Source organism: Marmoricola sp. OAE513, assembly GCF_040546585.1.
Taxonomy (GTDB): Bacteria; Actinomycetota; Actinomycetes; order Propionibacteriales; family Nocardioidaceae; genus Marmoricola.
In genome coordinates, this window is record NZ_JBEPOC010000001.1 from 3,874,037 (window position 1) to 3,890,914 (window position 16,878).

The following is a 16,878-nucleotide window of genomic DNA, read 5'->3' on the forward strand; positions in this document are numbered from 1 at the left end:
GTGGGACACCTGGTCTACGACGCCGACTGCGGCTTCTGCACCCGGTCCGCGCACTGGCTCGACGACGCACCCGTCGCCTGGCACACGCTCGACCTGACCGCCGTCGGTGCCACCCGGGACCAGGCCGACCAGAACGCCGGGTGGCTCGTCGACGGACGGATCACGGCACTGGGCGCTCCCGCCATCGTCCGCGCGCTCCGAGCGAAGCGAGGGCCCGCGCGAGTCGCAGGCTGGCTGCTCACCGTGCCCGGCCTGCGGCACGCCGCCGCCCTCGTCTACCCCCGGATCGCCGCGAACCGGCACCGGATGCCCGGAGGCACCGCCGCCTGCCGGATCACCCCTCCCGAGGAGCACCGATGAGCCGGACCACCGCCGTCCCGTGGAAGCGTCCGCTGACCGGCCGCGACCCCGAGGAGGAGCACCGCGCCTCCACCCCGTTGGAGCTGCTCTTCGACCTGAGCTTCGTCGTCGCGGTCGCCGCCGCCGCGGCAGCCCTCCACCACGAGCTCTCCGCCGGGCACTTCGACGGCCTGATCGCGTTCACGATGGTGTTCTTCGCGACGTACTGGGCCTGGCTGAACTACAGCTGGTTCGCCAGCGCCTACGACACCGGCGACGTGGTCTTCCGGCTGACGACGTTCGTCATCCTGGCGGGGGTGCTGGTGCTGGCCACCGGCATCCCGGACATCTTCGAGGACGATCCCGACTTCAAGGTCGTGGTGACCGGCTACCTGGTGATGCGCGCGGCGCTGATCCCGATGTGGCTGCGGGTCGCGCGCGACCACCCGCAGGCGCGCCGGATCGCGCTGCGCTACGCCGCCGGCATCGCGGTCGTCCAGGTGCTGTGGGTGGCCCGGTTGCTCGTCCACGACGAGGCACTCGGACTGGTCACCTTCGTCGCCCTGGCGCTGGCCGAGATGGCGATCCCGTACGTCGCCGAGAACAGCGGTGGCGAGTCCACGCCCTGGCACGTCGAGCACATCGTGGAGCGGTTCGAGCTCTTCACCATCATCGTGCTGGGCGAGGTCATCCTGGCCACGACCCAGGCGATCTCGGCGAGCCGCGGCAAGCACGGGTTCTCCGCCGACCTCGGGATGGTCATCGCCGGCGGGTTGCTGCTGGTGCTCTCGCTGTGGTGGGTGTACTTCAAGCGCCCGATGGTCGACTGCATCCACGGCCGGAACGGTTTCCTCTTCGGCTACGCGCACTACTTCCTGCTCGGGGGCATCGCTGCCGTCGGCGCTGCCCTGGCCGCGAACGTCGACGTCGTCCAGCACGAGGCGCACGGCATCACCCACCGCCAGGCCGTCCTGTGCCTGGCCGTCGCGGTCGTGGTCTACCTGCTGGCGCTGGGTTCGATCCACGCGTTCGGCACCGGGGACCTGCGCACCCTGGTCGCGCCGTCGGTCGTCAGCACGTTGGTCGTCGTCGCGGCGGTGGTCGCCACGGAGGAGTCGCACCACGTCGGTCCGGGCGTCCTGGCGATCGGGCTGGTCCTGGTCGGAGCGGTGTTCGACCACCAGCTGCGCACCGGCGTCAGCGCCGACGCCGGCTAGCGCCGTCGCCCGACGACCAGCCCCGCGCACAGCGCGCCGAGCGTGCCCAGCGCCTCGTCGCCGAGGGTGTCCTCGTAGGCGGTGTCGAGCTCGGTGCCGTGCCGGATGAACGTGTACCACTCGCCCAGCTCCCACCCGATGGCCAGCACGGCACCCAGTCCGGTGACCAGCAGCACCAGGGCCCACCGCGGCCGCACCGAATCGCCGATGATCAGCCCGATGCCCGACAGCAGGAAGAACCAGTTCACGAAGTGGTTGGCGTCGTCCCACCACGACACGGTGTCGTAGAGGTCCGCGCTGTTCCCGGTGACGTCGACGAGGAACCCGAGCATGATCAGCGAGAACGCCCCGTACGGCGCCACCGCGTCCGGTCGCAGACGCTTCACGAACCACCACCACAGGGCCGGCGCGAGCAGCATCAGCAACGGGTAGGCGACCAGCCGGGCACCGAAAGCCTTGTCGGCGAACCGGTCGATCCCGGGCCACCACTCCGCAACGGCGAGCTGGCCGACGGTGAGCAGCAGGATGACCAGCGGCAGCATGCGCGTGAGCCGGACCCTCACAGGACCTTCTCCCCGAACCACGTCGCGAGCGGGTTCTGGTTGTAGTCGGCGATCGGCCGGTAGCCGGACGCCTCGTAAAAGGCGACCGCGTGCTGGTGCTTCGACCCGGTGTCCATCCGCACGGTGCCGTGCCCCAGCGATCGGGCAGCGTCCTCGAGCGCAGCGAGGAGCAGCCGGGCGATGCCCTGCCTCCGGGCGTCCGGGACGACGTACATCCGCTTGATCTCGCCGACCTCGGGACCGATGCCCTTGACCGCACCGCAGCACACCGCCTCGCCGTCGCGGAACCCGACGAGGAAGGTGCCGCCCGGCGGCGCGAAGTCCGCGGGCGACCCCGACGGCATCCCCGGAGCGGCCAGGTCAGCGCCGTCGTACATGGCGGCGATCTCCGCGGCGTACTCGGCGAGCAGGCGCTCGGCCTCCGGAGCGTCCGATGCCAGCGGGACGAACGTGATGCTCAACGCGTCAGCAGCGGGTCCAGCGCCACGGCGACGAACAGCAGCGACAGGTAGAGGTTCGACCAGTGGAAGAGCCGCATCGGCTTGATCTCGGTGAGCTCGTCGCTGCGCCGCGCGCGGACCCACATCAGGTGCGCCTCGACCAGGAAGGTGGCGCCGAGGACCCCGGCTGCGACCGGGTAGACGATGCCGGTGCCGGCGACCGGCCAGAGCGCGAAGGAGACCGCCACCATGACCCAGGAGTACGCCACGATCTGGCGGGCGACCTGCTCCCCCGTCCGGACGACCGGCAGCATCGGGACGTCGACCGCCGCGTAGTCCTCGCGGTAGCGCATCGCCAGCGCCCAGGTGTGCGGCGGGGTCCAGAAGAACACGACCAGGAACAGCACGACCGGGGCCCAGGCCAGCTCGTTGGTCACCGCGGTCCAGCCGATCAGCGCCGGGAAGCAGCCGGCGAGGCCGCCCCAGACGATGTTCTGCGTCGTCCGGCGCTTGAGCAGCATCGTGTAGATGAAGACGTAGAAGGCGTTGGCGCTGACCGAGAGGATCGCGGAGAGCGGGTTGACCCAGACCGCCAGGATCACGGTCGAGAGCACGCCCAGCACGACACCGAAGATCAGCGCGGCCCGCGGCGTGACGATGTGCCGGGGAAGAGCGCGCCGGCGGGTGCGTCGCATCTGCTCGTCGATATCGCGGTCGTAGACGCAGTTGAAGACCGAGGCCGAGCCCGCCGACAGCGTCCCGCCGATCACCGTGGCGACCACCAGGCCGAAGCCGGGCACGCCCTGGGCGGCGAAGAACATGACCGGGACCGTGGTGAGGAGCAGCAGCTCGATGACCCGCGGCTTGGTCAGCCCGACGTAGGCGGCGACGACGTCACGAAGGGTCGCTCGGGAGGGAGCCTGTCCGGTGACGGACACCTCTGCGTCGAGCGCGGTCACGCACGCCTCGCCTTCATTCCATGGTCGGACCGGCTGGTCCCGGCGGTTCAGTCTATCGGTAGGCTCGACGCATGAGCCGCGCACGTACCCCGCTGGAATGGTCCGATCTCGACAAGCGGGCCGTGGACACCGCCCGCTGCCTCGCCATGGACGCTGTCCAGAAGGTCGGGAACGGGCACCCGGGCACCGCCATGAGCCTCGCTCCGGTGGCCTACCTTCTCTTCCAGAAGCGGATGCGGCACGACCCGGCGCACCCGGACTGGTCCAACCGCGACCGGTTCGTGCTCTCCTGCGGCCACTCCTCGATCACGCTCTACACGCAGCTCTACCTCGGCGGCTTCGGGCTCGAGCTCGACGACCTCAAGGCGCTGCGCACCTGGGGCAGCCGGACCCCCGGCCACCCCGAGCACGGGCACACCGCCGGCGTCGAGACGACCACCGGTCCGCTGGGCCAGGGCGTCGCGAACGCGGTGGGCATGGCGATGGCCGCTCGCCGCGAGAAGGGCATGTTCGACCCGGACGGCGGCACCCCGACCACCGGAGACGGCCCGTTCGACCACCACGTCTACGCGATCTGCTCCGACGGCGACCTGGAGGAGGGCGTCAGCGCCGAGGCCTCCTCGATCGCCGGTCACCAACAGCTGGGCAACCTGACGCTGATCTACGACGCCAACCGGATCTCCATCGAGGGTGACACCCACATCGCCTTCACCGAGGACGTCGGGAAGCGCTACGAGGCCTACGGCTGGCACGTCCAGCACGTCGACTGGACCAAGAACGGCGACCACGCCGACGGTGACGGTTACTACGAGGACATCCCCGCGCTCTGGGACGCGCTGGACCAGGCCGAGGACGTCGCGGACAAGCCCAGCCTGATCGTCCTGCGCACGATCATCGCCTGGCCCTCCCCCCAGGCCCAGAACACCGAGGCGTCGCACGGCAGCGCGCTGGGCGACGAGGAGATCGCAGCCACCAAGAAGGTCCTCGGCTTCGACCCCGACCAGCAGTTCCAGGTCGAGGACGAGGTCATCGCGCACACCCGCAAGCTGGTCGAGCGCGGCGCGGCCGCGGGCGCTGCCTGGGACGAGCAGTACGCCGCCTGGGCGGAGGCCAACCCGGAGCGCAACGACCTGCTGCACCGGCTCCGGTCGCGCAGCCTGCCGGCCGGCTGGGACGCCGACCTGCCGTCGTACGCACCGGACGCGAAGGGCGTCGCCACCCGGGTCGCTTCGGGCGAGGTCATCAACGCGGTAGCCGCGCACCTGCCCGAGCTCTGGGGCGGCTCGGCCGACCTCGCCGGCTCGAACAACACCACCATCAAGGGCGAGCCGAGCTTCACGCCCGAGGAGTGGCAGACGTCGTACTGGAGCGGGAACCCGTACGGCCGCGTCCTGCACTTCGGCATCCGCGAGCACGCGATGGGCTCGGTGATGAACGGCATCACCTTGCACGGGGGCACCCGCGTCTTCGGCGGGACCTTCCTGGTCTTCTCCGACTACATGCGTCCGGCCGTCCGGCTCGCCGCGCTCATGAAGCTGCCGACGATCTACGTCTGGACCCACGACTCGATCGGTCTCGGCGAGGACGGTCCGACCCACCAGCCGGTCGAGCACGTCGCGTCGCTGCGCGCGATCCCGGGTCTCGACGTCGTCCGACCCGCTGACGGCAACGAGACCGTCGCAGCGTGGAAGGCCACCCTGGAGATCACCGACCGCCCGGTCGCCCTGGCACTCACCCGGCAGAACGTTCCGACGGTTCCGCGCGGCGAAGACGGGTACGCAACCACCGAGGGCGTGGCCAAGGGTGGCTACACCCTGATCGACACCGAGGGCACACCCGACGTGATCCTCATCGGCACCGGATCGGAGGTCCAGCTCGCCGTGACCGCCCGTGACCAGCTCGCCGAGAAGGGCATCGGTGCCCGGGTCGTCTCGATGCCGTGCCGCGAGTGGTTCGACGCCCAGGACGCCGCCTACCGCGACTCGGTGCTGCTGCCCGACGTCAAGGCCCGGGTCAGCGTGGAGGCGGGAATCGCCCAGGGCTGGCGCGACGTTGTAGGAGATGCGGGCCGGATCGTCTCGCTCGACCACTTCGGTGGTTCCGCGGACTACTCGACCTTGTACCGCGAGTTCGGCATCACCGCCGAGGCCGTCACCCTTGCTGCCGAGGAGTCCCTCAGGACCGTCTCGAAGGCAGCCCGGAGCTAGTACCACTTCCCAGAAAGGCACACCATGTCCGACCGTCTGAAGCAGCTGGCAGAGGCAGGTGTGTCGATCTGGCTCGACGACCTGTCGCGGGAACGCCTGGAGACCGGCAACCTCGCCGACCTCGTCAAGACCTCCTCCGTCGTCGGCGTGACGACGAACCCGTCCATCTTCGCGTCCGCGCTGGCCAAGGGTGAGCGGTACGACGCGCAGGTGCGCGAGCTCGCTGCCGACGGCGCCGACGTCGAGCGCACGGTGTTCGAGCTGACCACCACCGACGTGCGCAACGCAGCCGACGTCCTGCGTGACGTGTTCGAGGCCAGCGACGGGGTCGACGGCCGCGTCTCGATCGAGGTCTCCCCCGGGTTCGCCCACGACACCGAGCAGACCGTCGCGGAGGCGGCGAAGCTCTGGGCCGCCGTGGACCGCCCGAACGTGCTCATCAAGATCCCCGGTACGCCGGAGGGCAACCCCGCCATCACCCGCACGCTCGCGGCGGGCATCTCGGTCAACGTGACCCTCATCTTCGGCCTCGACCAGTACGCCGAGGTGATGGAGGCCTACGTCGCCGGTCTCGAGCAGGCTGCGGCCAACGGTCACGACCTCAGCACCATCCACTCGGTGGCGTCGTTCTTCGTCTCCCGGGTCGACACCGAGATCGACGCCCGGCTGGACGCAGCCGGGGCCGAACCGGTCCTCAAGGGTCGAGCCGGCATCGCCAACGCCCGACTGGCGTTCGAGGCGTTCGAGAAGTTCTTCTCCGGTGAGCGCTGGGAGGCGCTCGCTGCACAGGGCGCGCACAAGCAGCGCCCGCTCTGGGCGAGCACCGGCGTCAAGAACCCGGAGTACGACGACACGATGTACGTCGTCGACCTGGTGGTCGAGGACACCGTGAACACGATGCCCGAGAAGACGTTGCAGGCGGTGGCCGACCACGGCGTCGTGGCCGGGGACCGGGTGCGTCCCTTCTACGCCGAGGCCCGGCAGACGCTGGAGGATCTCGCGGCCGCGGGCATCGACTACGACGACGTGATCGCGCTGCTGATCCGCGAGGGCGTGGAGAAGTTCGTGACCGCCTGGGACGAGCTGCTCGAGACGGTCGGCAAGAGCTTGGAGCAGGCGAAGGCATGACGGCCTCCCGCTCGGGCGCCCCCGTCGATCCGACCACGACCACGTCCTGGTCCCGCCTGGCCGAGCTGCGGGCGGCGTTCGTCCCCGACCTGCGCAGCTGGTTCGCCGCCGACCCCGAGCGGGCGGTGCGGCTCACCGTCGAGGCAGCCGACCTGCACGTCGACCTGTCCAAGGGCCTGGTCACCGACGAGGTGCTGGCCGCCTTGCTCGCGCTCGCCGAGGAGGTCGACGTCGCCGGGCGCCGGGACGCGATGTTCCGCGGGGAGCACGTCAACGCCACCGAGGACCGGGCCGTGCTGCACACCGCCCTGAGGCTGCCCGCGGACGCCTCGCTGGAGGTCGACGGCCACGACGTCGTGACCGAGGTGCACGAGACGCTGCAGCGCGTCTACGCGTTCGCCGACAAGATCCGCTCCGGCGCGTGGACCGGCGTGACCGGCCGGCGCATCGAGACCGTCGTCAACATCGGCATCGGCGGCTCGGACCTCGGACCGGTGATGGCGTACGAGGCCCTCAAGCCCTACGTGCACGAGGGCCTGGAGTGCCGGTTCATCAGCAACATCGACCCGACCGACGCTGCCACAACGCTCGCCGGGCTCGACCCGGAGACGACCCTGTTCATCGTCGCCAGCAAGACCTTCGGGACCCTGGAGACGCTCACCAACGCGCGGCTGTGCCGGGCCTGGCTGCTCGATCGGCTGCCGGCCGGTGACGCCGAGGACGCCGTCAGGAAGCACTTCGTCGCGGTCAGCACGGCGCTCGACAAGGTCGCCGACTTCGGGATCGATCCGGAGAACGCCTTCGGGTTCTGGGACTGGGTCGGTGGGCGCTACTCGATCGACTCGGCGATCGGCACGTCGCTGGTCGTCGCGATCGGCCCGGAGCGCTTCGCTGAATTCCTCGGTGGGATGCACGCGATGGACGAGCACTTCCGGACCGCGCCTCCCGAGCAGAACGCTCCCCTGCTGATGGGGCTGCTCAACGTCTGGTACACCAACTTCCTCGGCGCGGCCACGCACGCGGTGCTCCCGTACGCGCAGCAGCTGCACCGGTTCCCGGCGTACCTGCAGCAGCTGACGATGGAGTCCAACGGCAAGGGCGTGCGGTGGGACGGCAGCAAGGTCGGCACCGACACCGGCGAGGTGTTCTGGGGCGAGCCCGGCACGAACGGCCAGCACGCGTTCTACCAGCTGATCCACCAGGGCACCCGGTTGATCCCGGCCGACTTCATCGCCTTCGCCAACCCGGCGTACCCGCTCGTCGACGAGCACGACGGCGAGAGCGTCGACGTCCACGAGCTGTTCCTGGCGAACTTCTTCGCCCAGACCCACGCCCTGGCGTTCGGCAAGAGTGCTGAGGAGCCGTACCGGAACTTCACCGGCAACCGGCCGACGACCTCGATCATGGCGCCGGACCTGACGCCGTCGGTGCTCGGTCAGCTGATCGCGCTGTACGAGCACCTGACCTTCACCCAGGGCGTTGTCTGGGGCATCGACAGCTTCGACCAGTGGGGTGTCGAGCTCGGCAAGAAGCTCGCCCTGGAGCTCGAGCCGGCGCTCGCCGGCAAGGAGGCGCCCGCCGAGGCGCAGGACCCCAGCACCAGGGCTCTGATCGCCTACTACCGGGAGAACCGGAGATGACCGAGAACCCGCTGCGCGACCCGGCGGACCGGCGGCTCCCCCGGATCGCTGGCCCGTGCGGCATGGTCCTCTTCGGGGTCACCGGCGACCTGTCGCGCAAGAAGGTGATGCCGGCGATCTACGACCTGGCCAACCGCGGGCTGCTCCCGCCGGGGTTCAGCCTGGTCGGGTTCGCCCGGCGGGACTGGGCCGACCAGGACTTCGCCCAGATCGTGCACGACTCGGTCCGTGAGCACGCCCGCACCGAGTTCCGCGAGGAGGTCTGGAACCAGCTCGCCGAGGGCTTCCGGTTCGTGCCCGGCGACTTCGACGACGACACCGCCTTCGCCAACCTCCGCCGGACGATCGAGGAGCTCGACGAGACCCGCGGCACCCAGGGCAACCACGCCTTCTACCTGGCGATCCCCCCGTCGTTCTTCGGCAACGTCGCCGCCCAGCTCAAGGAGCACGGCCTGGCCGACCCGAAGGAGGGTTCCTGGCGCCGGGTGGTCGTCGAGAAGCCGTTCGGGCACGACCTGGAGAGCGCTCGCGAGCTCAACGACATCCTCGGGCAGGTCTTCGACCCGGGCTCGATCTTCCGGATCGACCACTACCTCGGCAAGGAGACCGTCCAGAACATCCTGGCGATGCGGTTCGCGAACAACCTGTTCGAACCGATCTGGAACTCCAACTACGTCGACCACGTCCAGATCACGATGGCCGAGGACGTCGGCATCGGTGGCCGGGCCGGCTACTACGACGGCGTCGGCGCTGCCCGCGACGTGATCCAGAACCACCTGCTCCAGCTGATGGCGCTGGTCGCCATGGAGGAGCCGACGTCGTTCGACGCCGAGAGCCTGCGGATCGAGAAGCAGAAGGTGCTCAGCTCGGTCACGCTACCGCCGCGCCTGGACCTCGCCACGGCCCGGGGCCAGTACGCCGCAGGCTGGGCGGGCGGCGAGGAGGTCATCGGCTTCTGCGAGGAGGACGGCATCGGCGCTCGGTCAACCACCGAGACGTATGCCGCCGTCACCCTGCACGTGGACACCCGCCGCTGGGCCGGGGTGCCGTTCTACCTGCGTACCGGGAAGCGCCTCGGTCGTCGGGTCACCGAGGTCGCGATCGTCTTCAAGCGCGCCCCGCACCTGCCGTTCACCGAGACGGCGACCGAGGCGCTGGGCCAGAACGCCATCGTGATCCGGGTGCAGCCCGACGAGGGCATGACGATCCGGTTCGGCTCCAAGGTGCCCGCGACCGCGATGGAGATCCGTGACGTGAACATGGACTTCGCCTACGGGGGGTCGTTCACCGAGGCGTCGCCGGAGGCGTACGAGCGGCTGATCCTCGACGTCCTGCTCGGCGACCCGCCGCTGTTCCCGCGGCACGAGGAGGTCGAGCTCTCCTGGAAGATCCTCGACCCGATCCTGGCGTACTGGGCCACCCGCGGGAAGCCGGAGTCCTACGCCTCCGGCGGCTGGGGACCCGCCTCGGCGGACAAGATGCTCGCGCGTGACGGAAGGACCTGGAGGAGGCCGTGAAAGAGCTCCTGGACACCAACTCCGCGGCAATCGCCGCCGCCTTCGTCAAGGCGCGCACCAAGGCCGGCAGCCCGGCGATGGGCATGGTGATGACCCTGGTCATCGTGGTGGACGAGGACGTCGCCACCGAGGCGCTCAAGGCGGCTCGCCGAGCCTCCCGGGAGCACCCGGCCCGGGTGCTGGCCGTGATCCTCGGCGACGCCCGCGGCAAGGGTGTGGTCAACGCCCAGGTCGGCATCGGGGACGACTGGACCGGCGAGACCGCGATGATCCGGCTCTCCGGCGCGGTGGTCAAGCATCCCGAATCGGTCGTGCTGCCGCTCCTCCTCCCGGACTCCCCGGTGGCCGTCTGGTGGCCGACCGACCCGCCCGAGGACCCGGCGGCCGATCCCCTCGGCAGCCTGGCGCAGCGCCGGATCACCGACGCGGCAGCGGCCTCCCGCAACAAGACCCGGGCGATGGCGACCCAGTGCGCGTCGTACACGAAGGGCAACACCGACCTGGCCTGGACGCGCGTGACCCCGTGGCGCGCCCTGCTGGCGGCGGCGCTGGACCAGCAACCGCTCAAGGTACGCCGGGCGTCGGTGACCGGCGAGCGGATCAGCCCGAGCGCCGACCTGCTCGCGGCCTGGCTCAGCGACCGGCTGCGCGTGCCCGTCGACCGGGTGACCTCGAAGGGTCCTGGCATCACCGAGGTGGTGCTGGAGACCAAGGAGGGTCCGATCCGGATCGCTCGCAGCGACGGCAAGCTGGCCGTGTTCTCCTCGCCGAACCGCCCCGACCGACCGGTCGCGCTGCGCCGCCGCGAGCTGCCGGACCTGCTGGCCGAGGAGCTGCGACGGCTGGACGAGGACGTCGTCTACCAGGCGACCGCGAAGCGGATGCTGAAGCTGGCAGCCCAGAAATGAGCCCAGAAATGAGCCCAGAAATGAACCCAGCATGACCCGGGACGTCGTCGTGCTGCCCGACCCGGACGCCGTCGCGGCCGAGGTGGCGGAACGCTTCCTGGACAGGATCCGGGCGGCGCAGGACCGCGATGAGGCCGTCGACGTGGCCCTGACCGGCGGCACCGTCGCCCGCCTGGTGCACCGCAGGATCGCGGAGCTCGCCGACGACGGCCCGGACTGGGACCGGGTGACCTTCTGGTTCGGCGACGAGCGCTTCGTCGCGGCGTCGAGCACGGACCGCAACGCGTGCCAGGCACGCGAGGACCTGCTGGACCCGATCGCCGCCCCGCACGTGCACGAGGTGCCCAGCAGCGACGACGTGGACACGGCCGAGGAGGCGGCGTCGGCGTACTCAGCACTGCTGCGCAGCGCGGGCTCGGGCGAGTTCGACCTGGTCATGCTCGGGATGGGACCGGACGGCCACGTGGCCTCGCTGTTCCCGGGCTTTCCCGAGCTGCGCGTGGACGAGATCGCTGTCGCCGTTCACGACTCCCCCAAGCCGCCGCCCGACCGGGTCAGCCTGAGCTTCGGCGCGCTCAACCGGGCGCGCGCGGTGTGGTTCCTGGTGACGGGGTCGGAGAAGGCCGAGGCGGTGCAGCGGGCCTGGGCGTTCGAGGGCACGGTCGAGGAGACCCCGGCGCGCGGGATCAGCGGACCGTCGGTGACGTGGTTCGTGGACGAGGCGGCGGCGGGGCGCTAGAGAGCGCCGAATCCCACCGCGAGCAGCGCGGCGGATGCGAGCCCGATCGCGAGCCCGGCGGCCACGCCGAGGGCCGGCGCACGGGCGGAGCGCGACCACAGCCCCACCACCAGCAGCACCACGACCGCAGCAGTCGTCAGCAGAGCCACGTTCTGCACCCGGGCGTCTTCACCGGAGGCGAACGCTCGCACAGCCACCCAGAACCCGATCAGCGAGCTGACCATGGCCGGAACCACGGCGTGGGCGGCTGCCTGGTTCCTCAGAAGACGATCTCGCCGCTCTTGCGCTTGGTGCGCAACGTCGTGAGGGCCTCTTCCAGGATCTCCTTCGCCTCGGTGTCGGAGCGACGCTCCTTCACGTAGGCCAGATGGGTCTTGTAGGGCTCGACCTTCTTGGGCGGCGGCGGGTTCTCCGAGTCGATGCTCGAGGGCAGGCCGCACTTGGGGCAGTCCCACGACTCCGGGACCTGGGCCTCCACCGCGAACGCGATCATCGTCCGGTGCTCCTGGGAGCAGAAGTACGTCACGTTCTGCCGCGGCGCGGCGTCGCCGCGCTCTGCCTCGCCCATGGGGCCCGCTCCGACGCGGCTCCCCCGAATGGCGCTACCTCCGCCTGCCACCTGTTCTCCTCTACGCCCGCACTCGAAAGGTCAGTTGGTACTACTGGGCCTTGAGCAGGAGCCCCAGGCCGATGACACAGGCGAACCAGACCAGGCCGATGCCGACCGTGATCCGGTCCAGGTTGCGCTCGGCAACCGACGAACCTCCGAGACCGCTGGACACACCCCCGCCGAACATGTCGGACAGGCCACCGCCACGACCTTTGTGCAGCAGCACGAGGACGATCATGAGCAGGCTGGAGATGACGAGGAGAACCTCGAAGAGGGTGATCACGCCGGGAATCTTAACCGACGCCTGCGACTTTCTCGGGATCGGCACCCAAGTTCGGGCGAATCCGAGGTTCTCTATAGTTCTCGGGTGCTGAACATCCGCATCCTCCCCCTCCTGGTCCTGGCCTCCGTGGTGACCGTCGTGCTCGACGGGCTCGGCATCCTGGGCCACGAGTGGTGGGAGTGGCAGCGGATCCACGGCCTCTGGCGCCAGGTGGACCTGAACCAGGAGGGCAACTTCGCCAGCTGGTTCGAGGCGTTCATCCTGCTCTGCTGCACCATCGCTGCCGCCGGGAACACCGTGCTGGCCCGGTCCCGGAACGACCCGCACGCCCGCCGCTGGTTCGTCGTCAGCGCCCTGCTGCTCGTGATGACGGTCGACGAGGCCTCGCAGATCCACGACATGGCGACCAGCGGGATGCGCAAGCTGCTGGACGTGGAGATGGGCGACAGCCTCTTCTTCGCCTGGGTGATCCCGGCAGCACTCGTGCTTGTCGTCGCGGGGCTCTACCTGCTCCCGCTGCTGTTCGCGCTGGAGCCGGTGGCCCGCCTGGGGCTGCTGCTCGGCGGCGGCGTCTACTTCGGTGGCGCGCTCGTGGTCGAAGTGATCTCCGGGAAGGTGATCACCCCGGGCCGCGACTCGCCGGGGTACCACGCGATCACGCTCTTCGAGGAGGTGCTGGAGCTGGCCGGCAGCCTGATCGTGCTCACGGTGCTGCTCGGCATCATCGAGCGCGCGGACGCCACCATCCGTCTGCGCGCGACCGCCACCACGATTCAGGCGACGGTCGAGCAGCGAGCCTGATCAGATGTTGGTGGGGATGTGCATGACGGTGCCGCCGTCCACCACGTACTCCGAGCCGGTCGAGAACGACGACTCGTCACTGGCGAGGAAGACCACGAAGGTCGCGACCTCGTCGGGCTGACCGGCGCGACCCAGCGGGATCGGGATCAGTCCCTCGGGCATCTGGTCGGTGGCCGGGGTGCTGATCCGGCCGGGGTGGATCGAGTTCACCCGGACGTTGTGCGGAGCGAGCTCCATCGCCAGCGACTTGGTGAGGCCGGTCAGGCCCCACTTCGAGGCGACGTACCCGTGCGCCCACGGCGTTCCGCGCAGGCCCTCGATCGAGGAGGTGTTGATGATCGAGCCGCCACCGGCCGCGATGATCGCGTCAGCGGAGGCCTTGGCCCCGAAGAAGGCGCCGGTGAGGTTCACGTCCAGCATCTGCTGCCACTGCGCGGCCTTGTAGCGCTGGAGCTGGCCGCCGTTGAAGATGCCGGCGTTGTTGAAGAGGACGTTGAGCTTGCCGAATTCCGAGACGGTGAGCTCGACCGCGGCCTTCCAGTCCTCCTCGGAGGTGACGTCGAGGTGGACGTACCGCGCGGCGTCCCCGAGCTCAGCCGCGAGGGCCGCGCCCTCCTCGTCGAGCAGGTCACCGATGACCACCTTCGCGCCCTCGGCCACCAGCTTCCGGGCGCTCGCCCCGCCGATGTTGCGCGCACCACCGCTGATCAGAACGACCTTGTCGTCTACACGTCCCATGCCGGAGACGATACATTGTTTTCTAGAACACGTTCTAGGAGAAGAGGCTCCCGTGAGCAGGATCCGTGTCGCCCAGGTCGCCACCGGCAACGCCGGCATGCTGACCCTTCGCCAGCTGATCGCCGACGACCGCTTCGAGCTGGTCGCCGTGAGCACGTCCAGCCCCGACAAGGTGGGCAAGGACGCCGGTGAGCTCGCCGGCGTGGAGGCCGTGACCGGCGTCCACGCGGTCGGTGACCTCGACGCACTCATCGCCACGAAGCCGGACGCCGTCGTCTACTGCGCGATGGGCGACACCCGCCCGGTCGAGGCCACCAAGGACGTCATCAAGCTCCTCGAGGCCGGCATCGATGTCGTCGGGTCGGCACCGGGCACGCTCCAGTTCCCCTGGGGCACCATGGCCGACAAGGTCATCGACAAGGTCGAGGCGGCCGCGCAGGCCGGGGGCGCCAGCGTCTACATCACGGGAGTGGATCCCGGCTTCGCGAGCGACCTGATCCCGCTCGCCCTGGCCAGCACCTGCCAGCGGATCGAGCAGATCACGTGCTACGAGCTCGCGGACTACGCGACGTACGACGGCGCCGAGGTGATGTTCGACCTGATGGGCTTCGGTGCCCCGGTCGACTCCACTCCGATGCTCTTCCTCCCGGGCGTCCTCGGCCTCGCCTGGGGCACCGCGATCCGGATGATGGGCACCGCGCTCGGGATCGAGGTCGACGAGATCGTGGAGTTCTGGGAGGCCGAGCCCGCCCCGGAGACCTACGAGATCGCGGCGGGCACGATCAAGGAGGGCACCATCGCCGCCCTGCACTTCTCGATCAGTGGCATGGTCGACGGCCATCCCGCCATCGTGGTCGAGCACGTGACGCGCACCCGCGACGACCTCCGTCCCGACTGGGCGCGACCGTCCTCAGGAGGCGGTGCCTACCGGATCGAGATCACCGGGGAGCCCAGCTACGTCGTCGACGTGGTGCCGAGCAGCGAGCACGGTGACCACAACCACGCCGCGATCGTGGCGGCCTGCGGCCGGATCGTGAACGCGATCCCCGACGTCGTCGCCGCGGCCCCCGGCATCCGGACCACGCTCGAGCTGCCGCTCCCCACCGGTCGCGGCACGTTCGTCGCGCCGGCCAAGGTCTAGGAGGCGCGCACGCGCGCGACCTCGAGGAGCTCCTCGAGGCAGGTGCCCAGCAGGCGCAGGAAGCCGGCCGGATCGGGCATCGACTCCGGGGTGGTGATCAACCCGAACGCCACCTTGCCGGCGTAGGTGTAGGCGACCACGTTGACGTTGGTCAGCTCGATCGACACCGCGATCGAGATCCAGGAGACCACCTCGACGTCCCCGAGCCAGCGCTGCTCCTGGGGTCCGCTCACGTACGCGGTCAGCAGGTGGATCGGGGTGAGCGGCCACAGGTGCACGAACCGGTTGCGCAGAGGCGGGATGAACCGGCCGAACTCGGACCCGAGCGTCTGGAGCCGGAAGCCACGGGCGCGGCGGAACAGCACCGTCTCCGCGCAGCTCGCACCCACCCGCTGCACGGCCCGCACCGGGTCCGGTTCCTCGACGTGCAGCCAGTAACGGGCGGTCGCCAGGTTGTTGCCGGCGTAGCGCTCGAGGCTGCGGTCCTCGATCACCCCGAAGCTGCCGACCAGCGGCTCGGTCGGCTGCACGCCGTCGGCGAGCATCCGAGCGCGCAGGGCGCGGGTGATGACGCCGTGGACGGCGCCGTTGACGTTGGTCCCGGTCAGGGACGCCAGCTCGCGGAAGTCCGCCAGCGGCAGCTCGGAGACGGCGCACAGCCGGCCGCCCGCGGAACGCTGGTTGAGCTGGGAGCGCCGGACCATCCCGTGCGGGATGAGCTCCTTGTCCGGGCCGTACCTGCGCGACTGCCGCAGCACGTCGGCCAGGGCGCCCGCGACGTCGTACAGACGTCGCGGCAGCGGCGCCCGGTACTCGGGCCCCAGCAGGGTGCTCGGCTCCGGCAGCGGAGCGGGTACGCCGGGCTCGGTGTTCGTGACCCGGGTGAAGATGCGTTGCGCCGAGGAACCGTCCATCAGCGCGTGGTGGACCCGCACCACGATCGCCTGGCGTCCCTCGGCGAGCCCGTGCACCAGGGTGATGGCCCACAGCGGTCGCGACCGGTCGAGCTGCTCCTGGGAGAGCGCGCTGCACAGGTCGTCGAAGGCGTCCGGGCTCCCCAGGGTGCGTTCGTCGAGGTGGTCGGAGATCCGGAGCGGCTGGCGGATCCAGAGCCACCGCCCGGCACGCTTCTCGGCGCGGCTGGTGAACCGGGGCGACAGGTCGAGGTAGCGCGGGACCACCGCCGCGACCTCGTCCAGGGTGACGGGCCTCCCCCGGCCGGCGCCGTCGACCACGACCATCTTGAGGGTGTGCATCGGGGTGTCGGGGTACTCGAACTCGAGAAGCATCCAGTCCGAGCCCGTCATCGCCTCGAACTCCATGCGCACACCGTAGTGGCAGGACGTTGCGCCCGTGACCACCTTCGTCGGGATCCTCTGGATCGCGCTCCGCGTGCTGACCTTCGTCGGGCTGGCCTACCGGGTTCGGGTCGAGGAGCAGGCGCTCTCCGCCGAGCTCGGCGAGGCGTACGCCGAGTACGCCCGGACGCACCGCCGGCTGGTGCCCTACCTCTACTAGTCCGGCTTGACTGAGCCGTGCCGCGGCTGGCCCATCGCCACCCGGATGACCTGGTGCACGGCCTTGGACGGCAGCAGGCGTGCCATCGTCATCAGACCGACCGAGTCGGCGCCGACCGCGTGCCGGGCGT

The 16,878-nt window shown here is 70.2% G+C and carries 19 protein-coding genes; 11 read left to right on the plus strand and 8 right to left on the minus strand.

The genetic code is table 11. The features are described from left to right. Positions 1-360, plus strand: a complete 360-nt coding sequence (locus ABIE44_RS19495) for a thiol-disulfide oxidoreductase DCC family protein (RefSeq protein ID WP_209713877.1) — start codon at positions 1-3, stop codon at positions 358-360. Further along, positions 357-1,556, plus strand: a complete 1,200-nt coding sequence (locus ABIE44_RS19500; protein ID WP_209713875.1) for a low temperature requirement protein A — start codon at positions 357-359, stop codon at positions 1,554-1,556. The genes ABIE44_RS19495 and ABIE44_RS19500 overlap by 4 nt, the downstream gene beginning before the upstream one ends. On the opposite strand, the gene ABIE44_RS19505 is transcribed toward ABIE44_RS19500, so the two are convergent. The 3 genes from ABIE44_RS19505 to ABIE44_RS19515 are packed head-to-tail and all read right to left on the minus strand — an operon-like array spanning position 1,553 to position 3,518. After that, positions 1,553-2,119, minus strand: coding sequence for a DUF2238 domain-containing protein (locus tag ABIE44_RS19505; protein WP_354438345.1), 567 nt, complete (start codon positions 2,117-2,119; stop codon positions 1,553-1,555). The genes ABIE44_RS19500 and ABIE44_RS19505 overlap by 4 nt on opposite strands. Beyond that, complete coding sequence (locus tag ABIE44_RS19510) at positions 2,116-2,580, minus strand: GNAT family N-acetyltransferase (protein WP_209713873.1); 465 nt, start codon at positions 2,578-2,580, stop codon at positions 2,116-2,118. Before ABIE44_RS19510 ends, ABIE44_RS19505 begins: the two co-directional genes overlap by 4 nt. Then, positions 2,577-3,518 (minus strand): heme o synthase, encoded by a 942-nt coding sequence (locus ABIE44_RS19515; RefSeq protein ID WP_209713871.1) that lies wholly within the window; start codon positions 3,516-3,518, stop codon positions 2,577-2,579. The genes ABIE44_RS19510 and ABIE44_RS19515 overlap by 4 nt, the downstream gene beginning before the upstream one ends. A 71-nt stretch (positions 3,519-3,589) precedes the next feature. On the opposite strand from ABIE44_RS19515, the gene tkt reads away from it, so the two are divergent. Genes tkt through pgl form a run of 6 tightly spaced genes read left to right on the plus strand, consistent with a single transcriptional unit; the run spans position 3,590 to position 11,657 of the window. Beyond that, on the plus strand, positions 3,590-5,725 hold the full coding sequence (gene tkt, locus ABIE44_RS19520) for a transketolase (protein ID WP_209713869.1): 2,136 nt from the start codon (positions 3,590-3,592) through the stop codon (positions 5,723-5,725). Between the two features lie 24 nt (positions 5,726-5,749). Beyond that, positions 5,750-6,853, plus strand: a complete 1,104-nt coding sequence (gene tal / locus ABIE44_RS19525; protein ID WP_209713867.1) for a transaldolase — start codon at positions 5,750-5,752, stop codon at positions 6,851-6,853. Then, positions 6,850-8,493, plus strand: coding sequence for a glucose-6-phosphate isomerase (pgi, locus tag ABIE44_RS19530; RefSeq protein WP_209713864.1), 1,644 nt, complete (start codon positions 6,850-6,852; stop codon positions 8,491-8,493). The genes tal and pgi overlap by 4 nt, the downstream gene beginning before the upstream one ends. Further along, positions 8,490-10,010 carry a glucose-6-phosphate dehydrogenase gene (zwf, locus tag ABIE44_RS19535; protein WP_209713862.1) on the plus strand — a complete coding sequence of 507 codons (1,521 nt, stop codon included), beginning with the start codon at positions 8,490-8,492 and terminating at the stop codon, positions 10,008-10,010. Before pgi ends, zwf begins: the two co-directional genes overlap by 4 nt. Beyond that, positions 10,007-10,918 carry a glucose-6-phosphate dehydrogenase assembly protein OpcA gene (locus tag ABIE44_RS19540; RefSeq protein ID WP_209713860.1) on the plus strand — a complete coding sequence of 304 codons (912 nt, stop codon included), beginning with the start codon at positions 10,007-10,009 and terminating at the stop codon, positions 10,916-10,918. The genes zwf and ABIE44_RS19540 overlap by 4 nt, the downstream gene beginning before the upstream one ends. A gap of 31 nt (positions 10,919-10,949) precedes the next feature. Beyond that, entirely contained in the window at positions 10,950-11,657 is a 708-nt protein-coding gene (gene pgl, locus ABIE44_RS19545; RefSeq protein WP_209713858.1) for a 6-phosphogluconolactonase, read from the plus strand. Here the strand turns inward: pgl and ABIE44_RS19550 are convergent. From ABIE44_RS19550 to secG, 3 genes are read right to left on the minus strand one after another with little or no spacing between them, the layout of a single operon-like run. Continuing rightward, positions 11,654-11,881: a hypothetical protein gene (locus ABIE44_RS19550; RefSeq protein WP_209713856.1), complete on the minus strand. Its 228-nt coding sequence runs from the start codon at positions 11,879-11,881 to the stop codon at positions 11,654-11,656. The genes pgl and ABIE44_RS19550 overlap by 4 nt on opposite strands. A 35-nt stretch (positions 11,882-11,916) precedes the next feature. Next, complete coding sequence (locus tag ABIE44_RS19555; RefSeq protein ID WP_209713854.1) at positions 11,917-12,276, minus strand: RNA polymerase-binding protein RbpA; 360 nt, start codon at positions 12,274-12,276, stop codon at positions 11,917-11,919. 40 nt (positions 12,277-12,316) lie between these two features. After that, the gene (secG, locus tag ABIE44_RS19560) at positions 12,317-12,550 is read right to left on the minus strand and encodes a preprotein translocase subunit SecG (protein WP_209713852.1); all 234 of its coding nucleotides are present in this window, start codon (positions 12,548-12,550) and stop codon (positions 12,317-12,319) included. 84 nt (positions 12,551-12,634) lie between these two features. Between secG and ABIE44_RS19565 the strand changes: the two genes are divergently transcribed. Continuing rightward, positions 12,635-13,351 (plus strand): DUF8692 domain-containing protein, encoded by a 717-nt coding sequence (locus ABIE44_RS19565; protein ID WP_209713850.1) that lies wholly within the window; start codon positions 12,635-12,637, stop codon positions 13,349-13,351. Here the strand turns inward: ABIE44_RS19565 and ABIE44_RS19570 are convergent, their stop codons facing one another. Next, the gene (locus ABIE44_RS19570) at positions 13,352-14,089 is read right to left on the minus strand and encodes a glucose 1-dehydrogenase (protein WP_209713848.1); all 738 of its coding nucleotides are present in this window, start codon (positions 14,087-14,089) and stop codon (positions 13,352-13,354) included. A 52-nt stretch (positions 14,090-14,141) separates the two neighbouring features. Here ABIE44_RS19570 and ABIE44_RS19575 point away from each other — a divergent pair, with 52 nt between their 5' ends. Beyond that, on the plus strand, positions 14,142-15,230 hold the full coding sequence (locus tag ABIE44_RS19575) for an NAD(P)H-dependent amine dehydrogenase family protein (protein ID WP_354438349.1): 1,089 nt from the start codon (positions 14,142-14,144) through the stop codon (positions 15,228-15,230). On the opposite strand, the gene ABIE44_RS19580 is transcribed toward ABIE44_RS19575, so the two are convergent. Further along, on the minus strand, positions 15,227-16,552 hold the full coding sequence (locus ABIE44_RS19580; protein WP_209713847.1) for a wax ester/triacylglycerol synthase domain-containing protein: 1,326 nt from the start codon (positions 16,550-16,552) through the stop codon (positions 15,227-15,229). The genes ABIE44_RS19575 and ABIE44_RS19580 overlap by 4 nt on opposite strands. Positions 16,553-16,583: 31 nt before the next feature. On the opposite strand from ABIE44_RS19580, the gene ABIE44_RS19585 reads away from it, so the two are divergent. Beyond that, complete coding sequence (locus ABIE44_RS19585; protein WP_209713845.1) at positions 16,584-16,748, plus strand: hypothetical protein; 165 nt, start codon at positions 16,584-16,586, stop codon at positions 16,746-16,748. Positions 16,749-16,878: the final 130 nt, after the last annotated feature.

Bases quoted from the DNA above. Each gene is read 5' to 3' on its own strand.
- ABIE44_RS19500 (WP_209713875.1), top strand. From the start codon at position 357: ATGAGCCGGACCACCGCCGTCCCGTGGAAGCGTCCGCTGACCGGCCGC.
- tkt (WP_209713869.1), top strand. From the start codon at position 3,590: ATGAGCCGCGCACGTACCCCGCTGGAATGGTCCGATCTCGACAAGCGG.
- tal (WP_209713867.1), top strand. From the start codon at position 5,750: ATGTCCGACCGTCTGAAGCAGCTGGCAGAGGCAGGTGTGTCGATCTGG.
- pgi (WP_209713864.1), top strand. From the start codon at position 6,850: ATGACGGCCTCCCGCTCGGGCGCCCCCGTCGATCCGACCACGACCACG.
- zwf (WP_209713862.1), top strand. From the start codon at position 8,490: ATGACCGAGAACCCGCTGCGCGACCCGGCGGACCGGCGGCTCCCCCGG.
- pgl (WP_209713858.1), top strand. From the start codon at position 10,950: ATGACCCGGGACGTCGTCGTGCTGCCCGACCCGGACGCCGTCGCGGCC.
- ABIE44_RS19550 (WP_209713856.1), bottom strand. From the start codon at position 11,881: ATGGTCAGCTCGCTGATCGGGTTCTGGGTGGCTGTGCGAGCGTTCGCC.
- ABIE44_RS19570 (WP_209713848.1), bottom strand. From the start codon at position 14,089: ATGGGACGTGTAGACGACAAGGTCGTTCTGATCAGCGGTGGTGCGCGC.
- ABIE44_RS19580 (WP_209713847.1), bottom strand. From the start codon at position 16,552: ATGGAGTTCGAGGCGATGACGGGCTCGGACTGGATGCTTCTCGAGTTC.